The organism is Novosphingobium sp. AP12, assembly GCF_000281975.1.
In the GTDB taxonomy this organism is placed as follows: domain Bacteria; phylum Pseudomonadota; class Alphaproteobacteria; order Sphingomonadales; family Sphingomonadaceae; genus Novosphingobium.
Genome location: NZ_AKKE01000063.1, coordinates 16,372 through 37,609 on the forward strand (window position 1 = coordinate 16,372; position 21,238 = coordinate 37,609).

The 21,238-nt window shown below is 66.8% G+C and carries 19 protein-coding genes; 11 read left to right on the forward strand and 8 right to left on the reverse strand.

All coding sequences use genetic code 11. The annotated features are described in order from the left end of the window. Positions 1-39 precede the first annotated feature (39 nt). A complete protein-coding gene (locus tag PMI02_RS11315; protein ID WP_007682663.1) occupies positions 40-2,205 on the forward strand; it encodes a primosomal protein N' in 2,166 nt (721 codons plus the stop codon). 5 nt (positions 2,206-2,210) lie between these two features. On the opposite strand, the gene PMI02_RS11320 is transcribed toward PMI02_RS11315, so the two are convergent. Genes PMI02_RS11320 through PMI02_RS11330 form a run of 3 tightly spaced genes read right to left on the reverse strand, consistent with a single transcriptional unit; the run spans position 2,211 to position 4,644 of the window. Next, on the reverse strand, positions 2,211-3,104 hold the full coding sequence (locus PMI02_RS11320; protein WP_007682664.1) for a CPBP family intramembrane glutamic endopeptidase: 894 nt from the start codon (positions 3,102-3,104) through the stop codon (positions 2,211-2,213). A gap of 8 nt (positions 3,105-3,112) precedes the next feature. Further along, positions 3,113-4,168, reverse strand: coding sequence for a bifunctional transcriptional activator/DNA repair enzyme AdaA (locus PMI02_RS11325; protein ID WP_007682666.1), 1,056 nt, complete (start codon positions 4,166-4,168; stop codon positions 3,113-3,115). Further along, positions 4,165-4,644 carry a DUF1203 domain-containing protein gene (locus tag PMI02_RS11330; RefSeq protein ID WP_007682668.1) on the reverse strand — a complete coding sequence of 160 codons (480 nt, stop codon included), beginning with the start codon at positions 4,642-4,644 and terminating at the stop codon, positions 4,165-4,167. Before PMI02_RS11330 ends, PMI02_RS11325 begins: the two co-directional genes overlap by 4 nt. A 228-nt stretch (positions 4,645-4,872) precedes the next feature. Here PMI02_RS11330 and PMI02_RS11335 point away from each other — a divergent pair, with 228 nt between their 5' ends. The 5 genes from PMI02_RS11335 (at position 4,873) to PMI02_RS11355 (ending at position 9,652) form a co-directional block, all read left to right on the forward strand. Then, positions 4,873-5,427 carry a F0F1 ATP synthase subunit delta gene (locus PMI02_RS11335; RefSeq protein ID WP_007682670.1) on the forward strand — a complete coding sequence of 185 codons (555 nt, stop codon included), beginning with the start codon at positions 4,873-4,875 and terminating at the stop codon, positions 5,425-5,427. A gap of 13 nt (positions 5,428-5,440) precedes the next feature. Then, positions 5,441-6,970, forward strand: coding sequence for a F0F1 ATP synthase subunit alpha (gene atpA, locus PMI02_RS11340; RefSeq protein ID WP_007682672.1), 1,530 nt, complete (start codon positions 5,441-5,443; stop codon positions 6,968-6,970). 64 nt (positions 6,971-7,034) lie between these two features. Then, a complete protein-coding gene (locus tag PMI02_RS11345; protein WP_007682674.1) occupies positions 7,035-7,910 on the forward strand; it encodes a F0F1 ATP synthase subunit gamma in 876 nt (291 codons plus the stop codon). A 23-nt stretch (positions 7,911-7,933) separates the two neighbouring features. After that, positions 7,934-9,391, forward strand: coding sequence for a F0F1 ATP synthase subunit beta (gene atpD, locus PMI02_RS11350; protein WP_007682676.1), 1,458 nt, complete (start codon positions 7,934-7,936; stop codon positions 9,389-9,391). A 3-nt stretch (positions 9,392-9,394) separates the two neighbouring features. Further along, positions 9,395-9,652 (forward strand): ATP synthase F1 subunit epsilon, encoded by a 258-nt coding sequence (locus PMI02_RS11355; RefSeq protein WP_007682679.1) that lies wholly within the window; start codon positions 9,395-9,397, stop codon positions 9,650-9,652. Between the two features lie 128 nt (positions 9,653-9,780). Here PMI02_RS11355 and PMI02_RS11360 read toward each other — a convergent pair whose 3' ends face one another. Then, complete coding sequence (locus tag PMI02_RS11360) at positions 9,781-10,248, reverse strand: DUF6265 family protein (protein WP_007682681.1); 468 nt, start codon at positions 10,246-10,248, stop codon at positions 9,781-9,783. Positions 10,249-10,403: 155 nt separating this feature from the next. Between PMI02_RS11360 and PMI02_RS11365 the strand changes: the two genes are divergently transcribed. Both PMI02_RS11365 and PMI02_RS11370 read left to right on the forward strand, forming a co-directional pair. Then, positions 10,404-11,918 carry a hypothetical protein gene (locus PMI02_RS11365; RefSeq protein ID WP_007682683.1) on the forward strand — a complete coding sequence of 505 codons (1,515 nt, stop codon included), beginning with the start codon at positions 10,404-10,406 and terminating at the stop codon, positions 11,916-11,918. A gap of 133 nt (positions 11,919-12,051) precedes the next feature. Continuing rightward, positions 12,052-12,369: an I78 family peptidase inhibitor gene (locus PMI02_RS11370; protein ID WP_007682685.1), complete on the forward strand. Its 318-nt coding sequence runs from the start codon at positions 12,052-12,054 to the stop codon at positions 12,367-12,369. A 3-nt stretch (positions 12,370-12,372) separates the two neighbouring features. Here the strand turns inward: PMI02_RS11370 and PMI02_RS11375 are convergent, their stop codons facing one another. Then, positions 12,373-13,629, reverse strand: a complete 1,257-nt coding sequence (locus PMI02_RS11375) for an epoxide hydrolase family protein (RefSeq protein WP_369751224.1) — start codon at positions 13,627-13,629, stop codon at positions 12,373-12,375. Positions 13,630-13,781: 152 nt separating this feature from the next. Between PMI02_RS11375 and leuA the strand changes: the two genes are divergently transcribed. Both leuA and PMI02_RS11385 read left to right on the forward strand, forming a co-directional pair. After that, positions 13,782-15,449: a 2-isopropylmalate synthase gene (gene leuA, locus PMI02_RS11380; RefSeq protein ID WP_007682687.1), complete on the forward strand. Its 1,668-nt coding sequence runs from the start codon at positions 13,782-13,784 to the stop codon at positions 15,447-15,449. 534 nt (positions 15,450-15,983) lie between these two features. Beyond that, positions 15,984-17,276, forward strand: a complete 1,293-nt coding sequence (locus PMI02_RS11385) for a hypothetical protein (protein ID WP_007682688.1) — start codon at positions 15,984-15,986, stop codon at positions 17,274-17,276. 141 nt (positions 17,277-17,417) lie between these two features. On the opposite strand, the gene PMI02_RS11390 is transcribed toward PMI02_RS11385, so the two are convergent. Beyond that, positions 17,418-18,593, reverse strand: coding sequence for a MaoC family dehydratase N-terminal domain-containing protein (locus PMI02_RS11390; protein ID WP_007682689.1), 1,176 nt, complete (start codon positions 18,591-18,593; stop codon positions 17,418-17,420). 205 nt (positions 18,594-18,798) lie between these two features. Here PMI02_RS11390 and PMI02_RS11395 point away from each other — a divergent pair, with 205 nt between their 5' ends. Further along, positions 18,799-19,749 (forward strand): nitronate monooxygenase family protein, encoded by a 951-nt coding sequence (locus tag PMI02_RS11395; protein WP_007682690.1) that lies wholly within the window; start codon positions 18,799-18,801, stop codon positions 19,747-19,749. Here PMI02_RS11395 and PMI02_RS11400 read toward each other — a convergent pair. Together PMI02_RS11400 and PMI02_RS11405 are read right to left on the reverse strand one after the other, a co-directional pair. After that, positions 19,704-20,303, reverse strand: coding sequence for an AHH domain-containing protein (locus PMI02_RS11400; protein WP_369751225.1), 600 nt, complete (start codon positions 20,301-20,303; stop codon positions 19,704-19,706). The genes PMI02_RS11395 and PMI02_RS11400 overlap by 46 nt on opposite strands. Next, positions 20,288-21,082 (reverse strand): hypothetical protein, encoded by a 795-nt coding sequence (locus PMI02_RS11405; RefSeq protein ID WP_007682692.1) that lies wholly within the window; start codon positions 21,080-21,082, stop codon positions 20,288-20,290. The genes PMI02_RS11400 and PMI02_RS11405 overlap by 16 nt, the downstream gene beginning before the upstream one ends. Positions 21,083-21,238 lie beyond the last annotated feature (156 nt).

The following is a 21,238-nucleotide window of genomic DNA, read 5'->3' on the forward strand; positions in this document are numbered from 1 at the left end:
CTTCACGAGCCATTCCGCCAGTGCCTATATGGGCACCAGATGAAACGTGTCCGACTCCTCGTCTTCAACGCCGCTCTCGGCGTCCTCGACTATCGCGTACCGGAGGGGATGACGATCGAATTCGGATCGATCGTCGTCGCGCCGCTCGGCCCGCGCCAGGTGCTCGGCATCGTCTGGGAGACTGAACGCCTGGGCGGGCAGGAAGTGCCTGATTCGAAACTGCGACCTTTGCTCGACGTCATGCCCGCTCCCCCCATTCCGGAGCGGTTGCGCCGTCTGATCGAGTGGACGGCGGAATACTACTGCGCTTCGCTGTCCTCCGCGGCGCGCATGGCGCTCGGCAGCATGGCGGCACTGCGCGGCGGCGGCACTACCACCGAATACCGGTTGACCGGCGCCGAACCCGCCCGCCTCACCCCTCAGCGCGCCGCCGCGCTCGACGCCCTGCAGCACGAGCAGGCCTCGATCCGCGAACTGGCCGAACTCGCCAGCGTTTCGGAAGGCGTGCTGCGCGGCATGGTCGGCGCCGGGCTGCTGGAGCCGGTGACGGTGGACCTCGACCGCCCCTACCCCCCTGCCCGTCCCGATTTCGCCGCGCCGGATCTCAGCGGCGACCAAAGCGCCGCCGCCGACATCTTCGTGGGCGCGGTCCGGGATGAGAAGTTCGCGCCTTTCCTGCTCGACGGCGTCACCGGCTCGGGCAAGACGGAGGTCTACTTCGAAGCCGTGGCCGAGGCGTTGAGTCGGGGCCGCCAGGTGCTCGTCCTGCTGCCCGAGATCGCGCTGACGGAAAACTTCCTGCGCCGCTTCGAGCACCGCTTCGGCGTGGCGCCGATCCTGTGGCACTCCTCATTGAAGTCGAGCGAGCGGCGGCGGGCGTGGCGCGCGATCGTGCAAGGTACGGCCCAGGTCATCGTAGGTGCGCGCTCGGCGCTGTTCCTGCCCTATGCGAATCTGGGACTGATCGTGGTCGACGAAGCCCACGAAATCTCGTTCAAGCAGGACGACGGGGTGCGCTACAACGCCCGCGACGTGGCGGTGATGCGCGCCAAGTTCGAGGGGATTCCAGTGGTTCTGGCCAGCGCTACGCCCGCGCTCGAATCGATGCAGCTTGCCGAGGCCGGGGTCTATCGCAAGATCGACCTCCCCAGCCGCTTCGGCGGCGCGACGCTGCCGGATATCCAGATACTCGACTTGCGCAAGGAAGTGCCCGAACGCGGTCGCTGGCTGGCGCCTCGGCTGGTGGAGGCGATGAAAGAGCGGCTGGCGAAGGGCGAACAGTCTCTGCTATTTCTCAACCGCCGCGGCTACGCGCCGCTGACGCTGTGTCGCCACTGCGGCTTCCGATTCCAGTGCCCCAACTGCACCGCCTGGCTGGTCGAGCACCGCTTCTCCAAGCGCCTCGCCTGCCATCACTGCGGCCACGAGGTCCCGGTTCCCGAGGCGTGCCCCGAATGCGGCACGGGCGACTGCCTCGTCGCCTGCGGCCCCGGCGTGGAGCGCATCGCCGACGAAGTGGCGGAAATCCTGCCCGAAGCGCGCACCGCGCTCGTCACGTCGGACACGATGAACAGCCCCGAGGCGATCGGAGAGTTCGTCGCCATGGCGGAGGGCCGGGCGATCGACGTCATCATCGGCACGCAGCTCGTCACCAAGGGCTACCACTTCCCAGAGCTGACGCTGGTGGGCGTGGTGGACGCCGACCTTGGCCTCGAAGGGGGGGACCTGCGCGCGGCGGAGCGGACCTACCAGCAGGTCGCGCAGGTGGCCGGGCGCGCCGGGCGCGGCGAAAAGCCGGGCGTGGTCCTGATCCAGACCCGCCACCCCGAAGCCTCGGTGATCGAGGCTCTGGCGAACGGCGACCGCGACGCCTTCTATGCCGCCGAAACCGAGGCCCGCCGCGATGCCGGAGCGCCCCCGTTCGGACGCTGGGCCGCGATCATCGTCAGTTCCGAGGATCAGTCCGAGGCTCTCGCTGCCGCCCGCGCCATCGGCGGCACCGCGCCGGACCTGCCCGACATGCTGGTGCTCGGCCCCGCCCCCGCGCCGCTCTCGCTGCTGCGGGGACGCTACCGGTTCCGCCTGCTGATCAATGCGCGGCGCTCGGCTGAACTGCAGAAGACGCTGCGCGAATGGCTCGAACCGCTCCAGTTCCCGCGCGGCGTGCGCGTGAACATCGACATCGATCCCTACTCTTTCGTGTAGCTGGCCTAGCGCTTCCAGCGCGGCGGCATGAACTCGCCCCTGCGGTGGACGTAGTACAGCAGCGAGAACCCGGCGACGCTCGCCACCACCAGCGCGACAGCCGAGGCTTCGAGCCCGAAGGCGCCGCCGGTCAGCCATTCCGGCCCGCTCAGGCGCGTCTCCAACAGGCCGAGCGGCGGTTTGCTGCCGGACACGGGAATCGAGAAGACCCACCCCTGCGTGAAGTTCCAGGCCATGTGCAGCCCGATCGGCACCCACAAGCGGCGCGTCACGAGGTACGCCGCGCCGAGCAGGATACCCGCCTCGCAGGCAATGGCGAAGGCCGCGAAGTACGTCGCGCCCGGGTTCATGAGGTGCGCGACGCCGAAGAAGACCGAGGTCGCCGCCAGAGCGGTCCAGGTGCCGAACATCGCCTCGAGCTGGCGCTGGATCACGCCGCGGAATAAGGCTTCCTCGACCATGCCGCTGGAGAAGGCGATGCCGAGCCAGAGCCAGAGGTCACCGATGCCGCGCACGCCCAGAACCGCAAATCCGCCAAGCACCGCTACGACGCCGGTCGCCAGGCTGAAAAGCGCGAACCCGGATAGAATGCCGGCACCAAGCTCCCGAGCGGTCCTTGCGGGGCGACGCGGCTCATGCGGCACACGCTCTACCCAGCGGCGGAAGGCGAAGTAGGCCAACAACCCGCCGAGGCCGACCACGAGGCCGCCAAACGCCCGGAGCACCGAACTCTTGTCGGTATGGAGCAGGTTGAACAAAATCCCCGGCAACACGGCGCCCAGCGTCACCACAACCACGCCGAGCGGCAGCAGTACGAGCGGATGCGCGATGAAGCGGCGCAGGCGGCTGGGCTGTGGGCCTGTTTCCTCGATGCCCGCAGTTTCCTCGATCGTCGCCATGCGCCCCTTCACTCCCCTTTGCGTTCGCGCCTCAGTAGCTCGCGCTTGATCGCATCGCCATAGGCATAGCCGCCGAGGTTGCCGTCCGAGCGGATGACCCGGTGGCAAGGGATGAGCACCGCGACATTATTGGCCCCGTTCGCCGAGCCCGCCGCCCGCACCGCGCCAGGCGTGCCGACGGCGGCGGCGATCTGCGCATAACTGCGCGTTTCGCCCACGGGGATGCGCTGCAACTCGCGCCAGACGGCTTCCTGGAAGGCGGTGCCCTGCACATCGAGCGGGATCGCCTGCGACCGCCCGGGCTGCTCCACCGCGCCAAGCACATCGGCAAGCAAACTTGCGAAAGCATCGCCACCCTCGATCAGTTCGGCGTTCGGGAAGCGCGCCGCGAGATCATCATGCCCCTCGTCGAAGGAGAGCCGGCAGACCCCCTTGTCGGTCGCCGCGACAAGCATGGCGCCAAGCGTGGTGGGCACCACCGCCCAGCGGATCGTCACGCCCCGGCCACCATCGCGCCAAGCGGAGGGGCTCATCCCCAACCTGTCCCGGCTCGCCTCGTAGAAACGCGATGCCGCTCCGTATCCGGCCTCGTAGATCGCGCCGGTAACGCTGGTCCCGTCGGTGAGTGCGTCGCCTGCACGGTCGATGCGGCGCGCGCGCACGTACTCGGCAGGCGAGAGCCCGACCGCGCGCTTGAACACGCGCTGGAAATGCGTCGGACTGTAGCCGACCTCCTCCGCGAGCCGGGGGAGCGAAGGTGCCTGTTCGACATCGGCCAGAGCCGCCAGCGCCCGCGCCACGGCCTCCTCGTCCCGCGCGAGATCACCGGGGCGGCAGCGCAGGCAGGCGCGCAGGCCGGCTGCCTCGGCCGCATCGGGCCGTTCGAAGAAACGCACGTTCTCGCGCCGCGGATGCCGGGCTGAGCACGAAGGGCGGCAGTATATTCCGGTCGACAGCACGCCGGTGACGAAACGCCCATCAAAAGCCCGGTCGCGGGCCAGCACGGCCTGCCAGGCCTGCTCGTCATTCACGCGTTCATCGGCTCCGATTGCGGCGACTTTCACCGTTCGTCTCCATGGCGCTCGATCCGCGCCGCAAAGCAGCCATAGGCGGCATTATGGGCGTGGATACAAGCGACCCGCGGATTTGCGAACAAAGCGCGGATGGCTCCGTCCTGTTCATCCGGTACCGCCAGCACAGCCTCCTGCAACATGCCCTCCGCGTCGAATCCGCGCAATGACAGCGTGCGTCCCGCGAATATCGGCGGCAGGGAATCGACGAGCGGTTCGGCCTCCTCGCCCTCCTCCCGGACATATATCGCATAGGCGCTACGGTACGGTCCGGCGACGTCATGGTGCGTGAAATTGAGAAGTATCAAGCGCTCTCCGACGCCTGCATCCTCCAGCGTGACGCGGCATGGGAAGCCGCGAGCGGCGTCCGCGATGACCCTTCTTGCGCCCAGTTCGCCAAGTTCTCCTGCGGTCCGGCCGAAATACTTCGCGAAGGCGGCGCGGGGCAGGCCGGCGATTCGATAGCTCATCGGGAAACTCCTTTGCGTATTCGTGACCCTCATTGCGCCGCCCCGCCGGGACTGGCTTCCCGCCTGTTGCTTTTAAACCGAACACCTGACCATTGTCCCACCTCGCCAAGCGGCACCTTGCATCGTAACACTATCGTCGCTATGCGCGCCCCGTCTGCGGGCCGGGGGAGCACGCTGTTGCAATGCGCCCCCAGTGGCCCGCCCACTCGATGTAAGGATAGGACGCGCGTGGAGAATTCCGGGGGCATCAAGGCCAGCCTGCAAGGACGCTACGCTTCGGCGCTGTTTGATCTTGCGAGCGAAAACGGCACCGTCTCGGCGGTGGAGACCGACCTCGACAATATCGGCCAGGCAATCCGCGAGAGCGACGATTTCGCCGCGCTGATTCGCAATCCGCAGGTCAGCCGCGAAGCGGCCGCCGGGGCGATGGACGGCATTGCCGGCGTGCTCGGCCTCTCGCCGCTGACGAAGAACTTCATGGGTGTGCTGGCGGCCAACCGCCGCCTCTCCGCCCTGCCCGAGATCATTCGCGCCTTCGCCAGCATCGCCGCCGCCCAGCGCGGCGAGGCGACGGCCGAAGTCACTTCCGCCCACGCGCTCTCCGACGAACAGGTCGAGCAGCTGCGTCAGAAGCTGGAAGTGCGCGAGGGCCGCACCGTCAAGATCAGGACCAGCGTCGATCCGGAACTCCTCGGTGGCCTCGTCGTCACCATCGGTTCCAAGCGTATCGACAGCTCGATCCGCACCCGTCTCAATTCGCTCGCCCAGGCCATGAAGGGCTAAGAAAGGCAGAACAATGGATATCCGCGCAGCAGAAATCTCGAAGGTCATCAAGGACCAGATCGCCAGCTTCGGCACCGAGGCCCAGGTTTCCGAAGTCGGGTCGGTTCTGTCGGTCGGCGACGGCATCGCCCGCATCCACGGCCTCGACAAGGTCCAGGCCGGTGAGATGGTCGAATTCTCGAACGGCGTTCAGGGCATGGCCCTCAACCTCGAGGCCGACAACGTCGGCGTCGTGATCTTCGGCTCGGATGCCGAGATCAAGGAAGGCGACGTCGTCAAGCGTACCGGCACCATCGTCGACGTGCCCGTTGGCAAGGGCCTGCTCGGCCGCGTCGTGGACGCACTCGGCAACCCGATCGACGGCAAGGGCCCGATCGTCGCCGACAAGCGTTCGCGCGTCGAAGCCAAGGCTCCGGGCATCATCCCGCGCAAGTCGGTGCACGAGCCCGTGCAGACCGGCCTGAAGGCGATCGACGCTCTCGTGCCCGTCGGCCGCGGCCAGCGCGAGCTGATCATCGGTGACCGCCAGACCGGCAAGACCGCCGTCGCCATCGACACCTTCATCAACCAGAAGGAAGCGAACCAGGGCGACGACGAGAGCAAGAAGCTCTACTGCATCTACGTCGCGATCGGCCAGAAGCGCTCGACCGTTGCGCAGATCGTTCGCCAGCTCGAAGAGAACGGCGCGATGGAATATTCCATCGTCATCGCCGCGACCGCTTCGGAGCCCGCGCCGCTGCAGTACCTCGCGCCCTACACCGGCGCCGCCATGGGTGAGTTCTTCCGCGACAACGGCATGCACGCCGTGATCGTGTACGACGACCTTTCCAAGCAGGCCGTCGCCTACCGCCAAATGTCGCTGCTGCTGCGTCGTCCTCCGGGCCGCGAAGCCTACCCGGGCGACGTGTTCTATCTCCACAGCCGCTTGCTCGAGCGCGCCGCGAAGATGAACGACGATCAGGGTGCCGGTTCGCTCACCGCGCTGCCGATCATCGAAACCCAGGCAGGTGACGTTTCGGCCTACATCCCGACCAACGTGATCTCGATCACCGACGGCCAGATCTTCCTCGAAACGGGCCTGTTCTACCAGGGCATCCGTCCCGCCATCAACGTCGGCCTCTCGGTGTCGCGTGTCGGCGGTGCGGCCCAGACCAAGGCGATGAAGAAGGTCGCCGGCTCGATCAAGCTGGAGCTGGCGCAGTACCGCGAAATGGCTGCCTTCGCGCAGTTCGGCTCGGACCTCGACGCCTCGACCCAGAAACTGCTCAACCGCGGCGCGCGCCTGACCGAGCTGCTCAAGCAGAAGCAGTTCTCGCCGCTCGCCTTCGAGGAGCAGACCGTGTCGATCTTCGCGGGCACCAACGGCTACCTCGATGCGCTGCCGGTGGATAAGGTCACGTCCTACGAGACCGAGATGCTCACCTACATGCACACCGAACATGCCGACGTCCTGGCGCTGATCCGCACCACCAAGGACTTCGGCGACGAAGCGAAGAGCAAGACCAAGGCCGCGCTCGACGCCTTCGCCAAGCAGTTCGCTTAAGTTAGATGACCACTGACCCGGCCGGCCCGAAACGGCCGCCGGGACAGTAAACGGGGAACAACGAGTGGCTTCGCTCAAGGAACTCAAGGGCCGCATCAACTCGGTCAAGTCGACCCAGAAGATCACCAAGGCCAAGCAGATGGTCTCCGCGGCCAAGCTGCGCAAGGCGCAGGCCGCCGCCGAGGCCGCGCGTCCCTACGCCGCGCGCCTGGCGGAAGTCATGGCCTCGCTCGCCTCGAAGATCACGGTCGCCGAGAACAGCCCCAAGCTGCTCGCGGGCACCGGCAGCGACCAGGTCCACCTGCTCGTCGTGATGAACTCGGACAAGGGCCTGGCCGGCGCGTTCAACTCGAACATCGTCAAGGCCGCCCGCGTCAAGGCGCAGGAACTCGAAGCTGCGGGCAAGACCGTGCTGTTCTACCTGGTGGGCCGCAAGGGCCGCCCGGTGATCCGCCGCGAATACCCCAAGCAGATCGCCCACATGTTCGACACCACGGACGTGCGCTACCCCGGCTTCAACGAAGCCGAGCGCATCGCCGACGAACTCGTGGCGATGTACGAGGCGGGCAAGTTCGATGTGGCGCACCTGTTCTACTCGAAGTTCCGTTCGGCCCTGCTCCAGGAACCGACCGACCAGCAGATCATCCCGGTGCCGGCTCCCAAGGCCGCTGCCGTGGCGGCCGACTCGGTCACCGAATACGAGCCCGACGAGGAGGAAATCCTCGCCGCGCTGCTGCCGCGCTACCTGAAGACCCAGCTCTTCGGCGCGCTGCTGGAGAACGCCGCGTCCGAACAGGGTGCGTCGATGACGGCCATGGACAACGCCACCCGCAACGCCGGTGACCTGATCAAGAAGCTGACCATCGTCTACAATCGCACCCGCCAGGCTGCGATCACCACCGAACTCGTCGAAATCATCGCGGGCGCGGAAGCGCTCTAAGAACCGCAGGCAAGGAAACCGAAATGGCCACTGCACCCGTGCTCAACCTCACCACTACCGGCAAGATCAGCCAGGTCATCGGCGCCGTCGTCGACGTGACCTTCGAAGGCGAACTGCCGGCCATCCTCTCGGCCCTCGAAACCGAGAACAACGGCCAGAAGCTGGTCCTCGAAGTCGCCCAGCACCTCGGCGAGAACACCGTCCGCACCATCGCCATGGACGGCACCGACGGCCTGACCCGCGGCCAGGCCGTGCGCAGCACCGGCAAGCAGATCTCGGTGCCGGTCGGCCCCAAGACGCTCGGCCGCATCATGAACGTCGTCGGCGATCCCATCGACGAGCGTGGCCCGGTCGGTTCGGACATGTTCGCCCCGATCCACGCCGAGGCTCCCCCGTTCATCGAGCAGTCGACCGAAGCGGCGATCCTCGTCACCGGCATCAAGGTGATCGACTTGCTCGCTCCCTACGCCAAGGGCGGCAAGATCGGCCTGTTCGGCGGCGCCGGCGTGGGCAAGACGGTTCTCATCCAGGAACTGATCAACAACATCGCCAAGGGCCACGGCGGCGTCTCGGTCTTCGCAGGCGTGGGTGAGCGTACCCGCGAGGGCAACGACCTCTACCACGAGTTCCTCGACGCCGGCGTCATCGCCAAGGACGCCGACGGCAACGCCACCTCGGAAGGTTCGAAGGTCGCCCTCGTGTTCGGCCAGATGAACGAGCCCCCGGGCGCCCGCGCACGCGTCGCGCTCTCGGGCCTGACCATGGCCGAGTACTTCCGCGACCAGGAAGGCCAGGACGTGCTGTTCTTCGTGGACAACATCTTCCGCTTCACCCAGGCCGGTGCCGAAGTGTCCGCCCTGCTCGGCCGTATTCCTTCGGCCGTGGGCTACCAGCCGACCCTGTCGACCGACATGGGCCAGCTGCAGGAACGCATTACCTCGACCACCAAGGGTTCGATCACCTCGGTTCAGGCGATCTACGTCCCCGCGGACGATCTTACCGACCCCGCCCCGGCCGCATCGTTCGCTCACCTTGACGCGACGACCACGCTGAATCGCGCGATCTCGGAGCTGGGCATCTACCCGGCAGTCGACCCGCTCGACTCCACCTCGCGCGTGCTCGAGCCGCGCGTCGTCGGCGACGTCCACTACCAGACCGCCCGCCGCGTCCAGGAAACCCTGCAGAAGTACAAGTCGCTGCAGGACATCATCGCGATCCTGGGCATGGACGAACTGTCGGAAGAAGATAAGATCACGGTCGCCCGCGCCCGCAAGATCCAGAAGTTCCTCTCGCAGCCGTTCCACGTCGCGGAAGTCTTCACCGGCATCTCGGGCAAGTTCGTGCAGCTGGAAGACACCGTGAAGTCGTTCAAGGCCGTCGTCGACGGTGAGTACGACCACCTTCCGGAAGCCGCGTTCTACATGGTCGGCGGCATCGACGAAGCCGTCGAGAAGGCCAAGAAGCTGGCCGAGGACGCCTGATCCATGCCCCTGCACTTCGAACTCGTCACGCCGGCTAAGCTCGTCCGCTCCGAGGACGTCCACATGGTGGTCGTTCCCGGCACGGAAGGCGAGTTCGGCGTGCTCGCGGGCCATGCGCCCTTCATGTCGACGATCGCCGACGGTGCGCTCAAGGTCTACAAGACCGAGAACGGCGCGCCCGAGGAAATCCGGATCACCGGTGGTTTTGCCGAAGTCGGCGACGCCGGCCTGACCGTGCTCGCCGAGCACGTCGAGGGCTGATCCAGCCTTGACTCGAGATCCAAAAAGGGCGGCCCGGGAAACCGGCGCCGCCCTTTTCGTATCTGCACTTCCCCTCGCCGCCTTTCCCGACACCAACGGTGGGTCTGCGACGATCCTTCAACTGGGGGCTATTCCGCCTTGCGGAACGTCCACTTCATCGACTCGCTGCCATCGGCGAGCGACACTTCCGCCTTCAGCAGTTCGCCCTCGCGCCAGTAATGGATGCGCTGCGGGTAATCGTGGCCGGTATTGAGGAACGTCACGCCCGGCGCCGTGCCCGCCACACGCTCGAACGCCGTCCACGGACTGCCGCGCAGTGACGCCCGAAACGCAAGACCGCGTACAGCGGGTTCCGCGTCCGGGTGAACGGGGCCGATCTGCATCATTTCCCAGCCAGCGGGGCTTTCCCCGCCCGAGCGCTTTCCGGTCCGATTGGTGCCCAGCATGATGCCACCGCGCGCCGGCGTCCAGCACTCCTCGACCCACTCCCCCTCGGTCTCGCTGACCCAGCATCCGGCCATCCAGTCGGGCAGCGTAGCGGTGTCGCCCGCCAGGGCAAGCGCTGCGCCGGTCGCCAGAACCAGTAATGCTCCCATGTTTCGCCCCCTTGGTCTGCCGACATTCGTGTCGCACCTCGCCCGCACAAAGTACAGTTTGGCTATCGGCTTTGGGCACCGGTTCGCCAAATCGTAAGACGTTTCCGGCTACGGATCAGCATCGTCCTCGGGGGACGTGGGCGGAGGTTGCGGGAATGACCGGCGGGGTAGTGGAGGACGGCGGCGCCGGGCGCGAATGGCTTGCAAGCTTGCAGGCGACACTCGCCGCTAGCCGCCTCGCCCAATTTGCCTGCCTGCTTGCCTTCGCGGTCTTGATTCGCTGCCCCGCTTACGGCGAGTGGAATTTCGGCATCGACGATCAGTTCTATGCGCTCGTCGGCGACCGGCTACGTCAGGGCGACCTGCTCTACGTCGACATCTGGGACCGCAAGGGGCCGCTGCTCTACCTGATCTTCGCGGGGATCGGTCTCGTGTGGCCAAGCATGCTGGCGTACCAGCTCGCCGCAACGCTGTCGGCTGCGCTGGGCGCTTACGGCGTCAACCGACTGGCTCGACTCATTGCCACGCCGGGAAGCGCCATGCTCGGGGGGATCGCCTATCTTGCGCTGTTGAGCCGTTTCGAAGGCGATAACCTTGAGGCAGGCGTATTCTTCAATACCCTGATCATCGCCGCCGCTTGGTTGCTGGTCTCGCGGTTCGCGCTGCTGCGGCAGGGGCGCATCGATGCAGGGTTAGTGCTAGGCTTTCTGTGCGCGGGCCTGGCCATCGCCATAAAGCAGACCGCAGCGCTGGAAGGCGCGCTCTTCGGGGCATGGGCGATCGCGTCACTCGCCCGCGCCGGTCGCCCGCCGATCGGCACAGCCTGGCGGGCCGGCATACTCGCGCTCGCAGGCCTGCTGCCGATGCTTTCCGCCGGGCTGTTCTATTGGGCTGACGGCCATTTCTCCGAACTGTGGCAAGCGATGGTGACTTCCAACTTCGCGCGGAGCTATGCCGATCCGGCGATCCGCCTGAAGCGCGTGTTCACCATGGCGGGCATGCTGGCCATTCCGCTGCTCTTCGCAGGTATCGGCCTGCACGCGCAGCGCGGTGCCAGGGGCGAACGAGCGGCGGTGTCACGCCTGGTAGCGCTGTGGGCGCTGGTTGCGCTGGCCCTGGTCTTCGCCTTCCCCTCGATCTACGTCCACTACGCCCAGTCCGCGCTGCCCCCGCTGGCGATCCTGTGCGCGGGCTACTTCGCGCACCGCAGACCCATCTGGCCCGGCCTGGTCGCCGTGGTGGGCCTAAGCCTCGTGCTCGCGGGGACCTTCCACCTCCACGACCGATGGCGCGCACGGCCCGCCGCTGCGGCACTCGTCGAGTATGTCCGCGCGGTGACGCCGGAGAAACGTCTGCTGGTCTGGGGCATGCCGAGTTATCTCTACGCCAAGATCGGCGCCGATCCCGTCAGCCCTCTGGCTTTCGCCCCCCATCTTTACGAAGCCCGCGAGTGGACAGGTATCGATCAGGTAGCGGAAGTGCGCCGCATCCTCGCCGCACGGCCCGAGACCGTACTCGCACAGGCGCCCCTGCCCTCCTCGCCGCTCAACGCCGCGGCCGTGCGCATGGTCGAGGACTATACCCGTGGGTGCCGCCGGTCGCGTCGCTTCACGACTTACGATCACAACGGTCCGCAGGATCAGGTAGTCTACAGCCGCTGTACGCGCTGAGTTGGAATTTTCCTGGATCGACCATCCTGCCGCCAGATGGCTTTCATCGGCATGCGCGCAACCCATGCGCCGGCGATGCATTGCGCCCGCGTTCAGCTTCACTAGTCTAGCGTGCCGGGCAAAGGAGAAACCCATGTCCAGCACTGCCAAAACCTGCCTCGCTCCCGCTCTGTTGGTCGCAGCTCTTTCCGCGTGCAGCAGCGCGCAGACCGAAGCCGCGCTGCCGCCCCCTGCTGCGGCGACGGAACCCACTTGCGGCGCCGATCAACTTGGCGGTTATGTCGGCAGCACGGCGACCGAAGAGCTGGTAGCCAAGCTGCGCGCATGGCGGGGCGAACACCCCATCCGTATCCTCAAGCCCGATTCGATGGCGACGATGGACTACCGCCCCGACCGCCTGAACATCGACGTCGACGCCGATGGCACGATCAAAGGCTTCCGCTGCACCTGATGCTCAGCGCATGAGCGAGAAACATGCGCGGACCTCTGCGACAAAGAGGTCCGGCTGTTCCCAGGCGGCGAAATGCCCGCCGCTCGGTGCGTCGTTCCAATAGACGATGTCGTGCAGGATACGTTCCGCCCACTGGCGCGGCGCTTTGGTGATCTCTTTCGGAAACGTCGAGACGCCTGCGGGCAGCCGCACCGGTTCCGATTTTGCGATGGCGCCGAAGCTCTCCCAGTAGAGCCGCGCGGCGGAAGCTCCGGTTCCCGGCAGCCAGTAGAGCATCACGTTGTCGAGAATCTTGTCCATCGACAGCGCATCGAGCGGTGATCCCCCGTTGTCGGTCCAGCTCCAGAGCTTTTCGTAGATCCAGCCCGCCAGCGCCACGGGGCTATCGACGAGACCGTAACCGATGGTCTGCGGACGAGTCGACTGAATCGCCGAGTAGCCCGAATCGAACGTCTTGTAGCGCCGCCCTGCTTCCCGCGCGGCCTTTACTTCCGGGCTCGGGTCTTCGTAGTCCCGCGGGGTAGGGCGTGCGATCGGCATGTTCGTGTGTATGCCGGCGAGGCCCTCGGGTGCCTGCCCACCCATCACCGTCGTGATGATCGCGCCCCAGTCGCCGCCCTGGGCGAACCAGCGAGTGTAGCCCAGCCTGCGCATCAGTTCCGCCCAGGCGCGCCCGATGCGCTCGACGCCCCATCCCGCCGACGACGGCTTGCCCGAAAACCCGTAACCCGGCAGCGATGGTGCAACGATGTGAAAGGCATTGTCCGCCCTGCCGCCATGCGCGACAGGGTCGGTGAGCGGGCCGATGACATCCATGAACTCGATGACGGAGCCCGGCCAGCCATGGGTCAGGATCAGCGGTACAGCCTCGGCATGAGGTGAACGAACATGCAGGAAGTGAATGTCGAGCCCGTCGATCTCGGCCAGATGCTGGTCGAATCGGTTGAGCCGCTCCTCGCACTGCCTCCAATCGTATTTGCCAGCCCAATAGGCGGCGAGGTCCTGCAGAGCGGTCAGCGGCGTCCCCTGCGACCAGTCTTCCACCGTTTCCCTCTCCGGCCAGCGCGTCGCGGCAATACGGCGCCGCAGGTCCTCCAGCTGGGTTTCGGGCACCGCGAGATGGAAGGGGCGGATCAGGCTCATGCCGCAGCCTATGATGCGGCAAGCGGCAAAACCAGTCGGTGAAACGAGACCCTCGCGGCAATGCCTGCCCCGACACGAACCGGATTGCCCCTTTACATCCCCGCCGCCCGTGGCCATAGGCAGCGGCATGACTCTCCGTCTCGGCCTTACCCTGCGACTTATCCGCCCTTGGGCGTGAGGTGACGCGTCGGCCTGCGACGCGCTCGGCGCTCAAGGGACCTGACATCATCACCTGAATTGCAGACGATTTACCCGAGCGAGTTAATTCCATGACCATGCTGAAAGACCCTTCGGTCAAGTATCGCCCCTTCCCACAGATCCAGCTGCAGGACCGCCAGTGGCCATCTCGCGTCATCACGAAGGCCCCGCGCTGGCTTTCGACCGACCTGCGTGACGGCAATCAGGCCCTGATCGACCCGATGGGTGCGGAAAAGAAGACCCGCTTCTTCGACCTGCTGGTCAAAGTCGGCCTCAAGGAGATCGAAGTCGGCTTCCCGAGCGCTGGCGCGACCGAGTTCGACTTCATCCGCGGCCTCGTCGACACCAACCGCATCCCCGAAGACGTGCTGGTCCAGGTGCTGACCCAGTCGCGCCAAGACCTGATCGAGCGCTCGTTCGAGAGCCTGGCCGGCGTTCACGCCGCGATCGTCCATCTCTACAACGCCGTTTCGCCGCTGTGGCGCACCGTCGTGTTCGGCATGGAACAGCACGAAATCCGCGCTATCGCCGAGAACGGCGCCAAGGTCATGCGCGACCAAGCGGCGAAGTATCCGCAGACCAAGTGGCATTTCGAATACTCGCCCGAAACCTTCTCCACCGCCGAACTCGATTTCTCGATAGAGTGCTGCGAGGCGGTGATGAACATCCTCCAGCCCACGCCCGAGCATCCGATCATCCTCAACCTGCCGGCGACGGTCGAGGCGGCGACGCCGAACATCTACGCCGACCAGATCGAGTATTTCTGCCGCAACCTGCCCAACCGGGAATCGGCGGTGATCTCGCTGCACACCCACAACGACCGCGGCACCGGCGTCGCGGCGGCGGAGCTGGGCCTGATGGCCGGCGCCGACCGCGTCGAGGGCTGCCTGTTCGGCAACGGCGAGCGCACCGGCAACTGCTGCCTGGTGACCGTCGCGCTCAACCTCTACACCCAGGGCGTCGATCCCGAGCTGGACTTCTCGAACATCGACGAGGTCATCCAGACCGTCGAGTACTGCAACCAGCTCAAGGTGCCCGAACGCCATCCTTACGGCGGCGAACTGGTCTTCACCGCGTTCTCCGGCTCGCACCAGGACGCGATCAAGAAGGGCTTCGCGGCGCAGGAACAGCGCAACGACGAACTCTGGGCGGTGCCCTACCTGCCGATCGACCCGGCTGACCTGGGCCGTGACTACGAAGCGGTGATCCGCGTCAACTCGCAGTCCGGCAAGGGCGGCTTCGCGTGGGTTATCGAGCAGGACCAGGGCCTCAAGCTGCCCAAGCGCATGCAGGCGCACTTCTCGAAGCACGTGCAGGAACTGGCCGACCAACTGGGCCGCGAACTGCAGGCCGCCGACATCTGGGACGTGTTCCGCAAGGCCTACCGCCTCGATGGGACGCAGCGCTTCCAGCTGATCGACTGGGACGAGGGCAAGAGCCCCGATGGCGCCCGCATCTTCGCGGGCAAGATCGGCGTCGATGGGCAGGAGCAGTCCGTCTCCGGCAAGGGCAACGGCCTCATCTCGTCGGTGACGGCGACGATCGCCGAGAGCTTCGGAGTGAACCTCGACGTGCGGGACTATGCGGAGCACTCGATGGGCAAGAGCAGCGATGCGCGCGCCGCCGCCTATGTCGAGTGCGTGTTGCCTGACGGGCGGACGGTGTGGGGCGTGGGCATCGACGAGGACGTCGCCACTGCCAGCGTTCGCGCCGTGCTGAGCGCTGCCAACGCAGCCTGACGCCGGCTTCACATTAAATTCTTGGAAGGGTCCGGTCGGGAACGGCCGGGCCCTTTTTCGTGCGCGCAGAAGCCAGCTTGTTGATGAAGTACATCCGGGCGGACGCTCCCTGCATGTACGAGGACGGGCGCGGACTCGACGATGGGAAAGAACCGGCGCGAAGGTAGCAGGGGCCGGTCGTGTAGGAAAATGCCGCCGCCCCGGCTCCTCCTGCCTCTTCGCCGGCCCCCGCCGCGCACCGTCCGGGCCAATCGCCATCAAATCGGCTGCATGCGCGATTTCGGCTCCTCCAGACGTTTTGCGTATCCGGCGAGCCGGTTTGCGCACCGCGGAACGCTGTCTACCGGACGCTTTTCGGCGCGCGCTCTCCGGAACCGCCGTTGCCTCAGGGACCGGCCAGTCTTTTCCGACACCTTTTCCCGGCCTGCCCCACGCACCAGAAGCCCATGCCGCCATGGCGGCTGCGTCTGGGCGAGCCGTCCCTCCAGCTCGGGCGTAATGCTTTGCGCACAGAGCTTAAACGGAGGAAAAACAATGTCGGTCACTATGATGAGGCTATCCCCGCGCCACGCGCTTCTTTGCGCTGCGGCCATCCCCTTCCTGCTGCTGGGCGCCTGCGCCGACGGCGTCGGCTTCCACGCCGGAGCCGGTGGCGGTGGTGGCGGTGGTGGTGGAACGCCCTCGCCTTCCCCGACCCCGAGTCCGACGCCGGCCCCCACACCGACACCAACGCCATCCCCCACCCCCACGCCCACGACGACCAGCATCACCGGCCCGGCAGCCGGCGTCAGCGTGGGCGGCACGCCGATCCTGGGCAGCACCGGCACGGGCACGATCATCGACGTGAACGTCGCCCCCCCGACCGCCGGGCAGAGCACGAGCGGCCTGGCCGTCGATGTCCTTGCCGGAGACGGCACGGTCGTGGCCGTCACCCTGCCGACGACGACGCAGGAGACGCAGGCTGCGCTTGCCCCCGTCGGTGCGGTCGCCGGAGCGCTTCTCGGCCCGCAGGTGGCCTCCACCGTCAACGGCGTGACCGATGGCCTGTCACCGACGGTGGCTGCCGTGACCTCTACCGTGGACGGCGTCACCACGCCGCTGCTCGGTGCGGTCAACGGCGTCCTCGCGCCGGTCGTCGGATCGAGCGGCGTACTGTCCCCGGTGACGGGGCAACTTGGCGGCCTGGTCGACGGGCTCACCGGCACCTTGCCGGGTAGTTCGTCAGGAACCGCGCCAACCTATACCGGCCCATTGCTCGGCGTCGACCTTGCCAACAATGCCCTCACCGGTCCCAGCACCGCCGGCACGCTGGTAGGCGCCAACGTCCTGTCGGAAAATCCGGGGCTCGTGTCGGGCACCCTCGTCACCGCCGACGTACTCTCTGACGGCAAGGTCCTCGAGGTGACCTTGCCGACCACGGCGACCGCCGTGGCGCAGGGTCTCGCGCCCGTCGGCAACCTGGCAGGCGCGCTGCTGGGGGACCAGGTCGGCGGCGGCGTAACCCAGCTTACAAGCGGCCTCGCGCCGGTCGTCGCGCCGGTGACGGGCGCCGTAGCCACGGTGACGGCACCGGTGCTCGGCGCGGTGAACGGCACGCTCGGCCCTGTCGCCGGCGGCATCGGATCGGGGGGAACGAGCCTCGATCCGGTCACCGGGCTCGTGGGCGGATTGCTCGGAGGCGCCACTGGCGGCACGGGCACCGGCAGCGTCCTCGCTCCGGTCACCGGCCTGCTCGGCGGTGCCGCTGGCAGTTCCGGCACCGGCGACGCGCTGGCGCCGGTCACCGGCCTCGTCGGCGGACTGCTGGGAGGGCTTCCCGGGCATTGAAACGAAGGCTCGCGTGTCCTTTCGCTCTGTCACCCCTCCGCCGTAGGGAGGACACGATGAGACCCTGCCGGTAAAACGGCAGGGAGGAGGCGGCCCTTGCCCGGGCCGCCTCCTTTGCACGTCAAGGCAAGGCCAGCGCGATCAGCCCGGCTTCTTGGGCAGTTCGATCTCGGCGACGCCTAGGCACATCTTCGTGCCCTTCTGGTTTTGCATGAGGTGCTTGACCTGGATCAGGTGGCGGCCTTCCTCGTCGATCATCTTGTCCACGACTTCGGCGGTCTGGATGGTGATGTCGCCCGAGAGCGCAGGGCCCCGGTAGTTGGCGGTCGAGTGGACGACCATGCCCCATTCGCCCGCCCAGCCTGCGAGGTAGTCGGTCACCCAGGCCCCCATCGAGGCGCCGTAGCCATAGGAGCGCGGCATGCCGATCTTGCGGGCATACTTGGGGAACAGGTGCCCGCGCGACGGGCCGATATAGGCGCCGTCGGTCAGTTCGGGGTTGATCCGCTCCATGAACGGGTCGTTCTCGTGCCCGGCCATCTCCTTGGTGAAGCCGAGCGCTTCCATGTCGATCACGCGGCGGTCGAGGGTGCCCCAGGTGGTGAACAGGAACGAGCGCCACTCGGTGGTGAAGCTGGCGACGGTGTGCGGGCCGAACACGCGCTCGGGCAGCTGGTCGCCGACGTTCACGTCGTCCCACCAGCGCTCGCCGTGGCCGAGGTCGTGGAGCATCTGGATCCAGGCGAACTTGCGCTCCTCCAGCTGTTCCAGTTCGGCGTCGGTCCATTCGGGCTCGTCGAACTCGGCGGTGTTGACGGTGTCGCCGCCGGCCGAGGCACGGTAGCGGATCGCGGTGGAGCGCTGCTTGGCGATCAGCTCGCCGTTCTGGTTGCGGTAGAAGTTGTCGCCGCGCTGGAAGCAGGTCGGGCCGAAGCCGGTCTGCTTGACGGTGTAGTCGAAGGGAATGCGCTCGTTGCTGACCACGTCGCCGCCGAAGATGCGCGGGCCGTAATGCCAGAACTCGTCGCCGCCGAAGAGCAGGTGCGAATTCTCGATCTTGCCCATGCACGACGGCGCCGTGCCGTGGCCGTCGTCCATCACGATCGGGAAGCTCTGCGGTGCCACCAGCTTGCCCCAGCGGCTCGCCGCGGCGAAGGCCGGGTCGAAGTGCGCGAGGTTGGGGTAATGCATCGCCTGGACCCAGCGGCGGATGTCGTTGTTGCCCAGCGGCTCGCGGATCGGGGACGAATCGATCACCTTGCCGAGGTATTGATCGATATCCGAACAATCGAACGTCTGGTCTGCCAGATCTGACATAAAGGGCTGATCCTATCTTTCCGGCGCACGTCCTGGCGCGGCCGCTACTAATCGACAATGATGCCTATTATAGCTTCCGGGCGAGGTCACGCCCATTTGCAGCGCGGGGCGCGGTCAACGCACAGGCGGTATGGCGGTCCACCCTCGACAGGCTCGCCTTGCGCGATTATGCCGCATTTTAATCGAACGATTAAACGGAGCCGAGATGCCTCTTCCCGCGATATTCGACGCGCTGCGCCTGCCGGTGATCGCCGCGCCCATGTTCATCGTCTCGAATCCCGAACTGGTCATCGCGCAGGTCCGCGCCGGCATCGTCGGCAGCTTCCCCGCTCTCAATGCGCGGCCCGTCAGCCAGCTCGACGAGTGGCTGGACCGGATCACGCAGGAGACGCAAGGGTGCGGCGCGCCCTTCGCGGTCAACCTCATCGTCCACCGCACCAACCCGCGGCTGCAGGAAGACCTCGCGGTGCTGGAGAAGTGGAAGGTGCCGCTGGTCATCACCTCGCTGGGCGCCAATGCCGAGGTCAACGCAGCGGTGCATGGCTGGGGCGGCATGGTGATGCATGACGTGATCGACGACGCCTTCGCACGCAAGGCGGTCGAAAAAGGCGCTGACGGACTGATCGCGGTCGCTGCCGGGGCCGGCGGACACGCCGGCACGCAGTCGCCCTTCGCGCTGATGCAGGAAATCCGCGCATGGTTCGATGGTCCCGTGGCACTCTCGGGCGCGATCGCCTGCGGCCGCTCCATCCTCTCGGCGCAGGCAATGGGGGCGGACTTCGCCTATATCGGCACGCCCTGGATCGCGACCCCCGAGGCCAACGCCGCGGAGGTCTACAAGCAGGCCATCGTCGAGGGCCGCGCGGCGGACATCGTGAACTCCAACCTCTTCACCGGCATCCACGGCAACTACTTGCGCCCCTCGATCGTGGCGGCGGGCATGGACCCCGACAACCTCCCCGAGGGCGACAAAAGCCAGATGAACTTCGGCTCCGGCGGCAACATGGACGTCAAGGCATGGAAGGACATCTGGGGCGCGGGACAGGGTATCGCCGCGATCGGCGCTATCGAGCCTGTGGCGACCCGCGTCGCGGCGCTGGAAGCGCAGTATCAGTCGGCGAAGAACGAGCTGCGGACGCGTACCGGCATGGGCTGAACGGGCAGTGCGAAGAGCCTAGGGTGCGTCGCCCCCCAGAGCGCTTCGACCGTCGCATCGAGTTCGGTGAAGTCCACGCCCGCCCCGACCGGGTCGCGGCGATTGAGCCGCAGCTGCCGCCTGCGCCCGTCGAGCAGATAACGCCGCAGCGCCCGTTGGAGGAGGTCGAGCCGCATGTGCGCCTGGATTTCCGCGCCTTCCGGATCGGCACGCCGGCTCGCCGACCAGGCCGCCTCGATCTGTCCGACCCTCTCGATCACCAGCTGGGTGTATAGCGGGTGCGGCCCGCGATGCAGCGGCAGCCCCATGCGCAGTGCCGCGGGCTCGTCGCAAGGCAGTAAAAGGCCGTTCCCGCGAAAGTCCTCGAAACGATAGCGCTCGCCGCCAATGCTCGCAAACATGCGCGCGAAAGCGGCACGGGCAAGCAATTGGCGCGGCAGGATGTGGTGGCGCTGCAGGCCGGGATCGTAACCGGGCTTGCCAATATGGTTAACCGCGCGGAACGGGAGACGGGAGCGGCGGGCGTCGCCGTGAAAGGTCAGTCCCCGCGCCAGACCAGTACCAGCCGGCCGACCCGCGACGGTTCGGCAACCAGCGCGTCAGCTCCGGTGCCGATCCTGGACGGTTCGGAAATCCGGCCGTAGCGGACGAGGTGGTCGATCACGCGGACGGCGAGCTTGATGGTATCGGCCGAAGTTTCCCTCGCCCTGCCCTCCAGCTGCATCTCCTGTCCGGTGAAATGGGCGAGGCCGCGACTGGCGACGCTGCCGTCCGCGCCGAGCACCAGCGCCGTAAGTCCGAGCGCGGGAAAAGCGCCCCCGCCCAGCCAGTTGAGTATCAGCCGGGAGAAATAGCGCGGCTCCATCAGCGTATGCGCCGAGCGCCAGTATACCCCTCGAACGGGGAGGTGCAGCGCCAGGTTCGCGGCGAGCCCGGTCATGACCCGCAGCACCGGTTCCAGCCCTGCGCCTGCGACGATATGTTCCGAGGGGACGAGGTCCACCGTTTCGTATCCGGCGATGGCATAGTCACCCTCGAACCCGAAGGCCTGCTCGACTTCGATGGCCTCCCCCGCATGAGCAGGGGTGAGGCCGCGCAGGTCGAAGGTAAGGCCGCTTGCAAGCAGCTCCAGCCAGCCCGCGTCGTCTTCGGGCCGATGACTGACGCAGGCGAGCAGGCCCGTTTCGCGCGCCTCGTCGACGAGCTGCGCGATGGCGCCGACGGTCGGCCGCTCGCCCCTGCGGAACAGCAGCGACAGGCCGATGCCGCCGGGCTGGGGATGCTCGGCGTCGAAGTGCTGTTGCCGGCCGGCTGCGTCGATTCCGTTTGCCACGATCAGAATACCCCCAGCCTGAGACCTTCCGCGAAGGCCGCGCCCAGTTCCCTGCATGCCAGAATTTGCGGCTGCGGCACATGCTTTTCCGCCAGTATCGCCTCCGGCTCCTGCGCACCGAGATTGACGATGACTGGCTCCCCCCCCCCCCCCCCC

Excerpts from the sequence above, each read along its gene's own strand:
- PMI02_RS11315 (WP_007682663.1), top strand. The coding sequence starts at position 40 with ATGAAACGTGTCCGACTCCTCGTCTTCAACGCCGCTCTCGGCGTCCTC.
- PMI02_RS11320 (WP_007682664.1), bottom strand. The coding sequence starts at position 3,104 with ATGGCGACGATCGAGGAAACTGCGGGCATCGAGGAAACAGGCCCACAG.
- PMI02_RS11330 (WP_007682668.1), bottom strand. The coding sequence starts at position 4,644 with ATGAGCTATCGAATCGCCGGCCTGCCCCGCGCCGCCTTCGCGAAGTAT.
- atpA (WP_007682672.1), top strand. The coding sequence starts at position 5,441 with ATGGATATCCGCGCAGCAGAAATCTCGAAGGTCATCAAGGACCAGATC.
- atpD (WP_007682676.1), top strand. The coding sequence starts at position 7,934 with ATGGCCACTGCACCCGTGCTCAACCTCACCACTACCGGCAAGATCAGC.
- PMI02_RS11355 (WP_007682679.1), top strand. The coding sequence starts at position 9,395 with ATGCCCCTGCACTTCGAACTCGTCACGCCGGCTAAGCTCGTCCGCTCC.
- PMI02_RS11360 (WP_007682681.1), bottom strand. The coding sequence starts at position 10,248 with ATGGGAGCATTACTGGTTCTGGCGACCGGCGCAGCGCTTGCCCTGGCG.
- PMI02_RS11365 (WP_007682683.1), top strand. The coding sequence starts at position 10,404 with ATGACCGGCGGGGTAGTGGAGGACGGCGGCGCCGGGCGCGAATGGCTT.
- PMI02_RS11370 (WP_007682685.1), top strand. The coding sequence starts at position 12,052 with ATGTCCAGCACTGCCAAAACCTGCCTCGCTCCCGCTCTGTTGGTCGCA.
- PMI02_RS11375 (WP_369751224.1), bottom strand. The coding sequence starts at position 13,629 with ATGGCCACGGGCGGCGGGGATGTAAAGGGGCAATCCGGTTCGTGTCGG.
- leuA (WP_007682687.1), top strand. The coding sequence starts at position 13,782 with ATGACCATGCTGAAAGACCCTTCGGTCAAGTATCGCCCCTTCCCACAG.
- PMI02_RS11385 (WP_007682688.1), top strand. The coding sequence starts at position 15,984 with ATGTCGGTCACTATGATGAGGCTATCCCCGCGCCACGCGCTTCTTTGC.
- PMI02_RS11390 (WP_007682689.1), bottom strand. The coding sequence starts at position 18,593 with ATGTCAGATCTGGCAGACCAGACGTTCGATTGTTCGGATATCGATCAA.
- PMI02_RS11395 (WP_007682690.1), top strand. The coding sequence starts at position 18,799 with ATGCCTCTTCCCGCGATATTCGACGCGCTGCGCCTGCCGGTGATCGCC.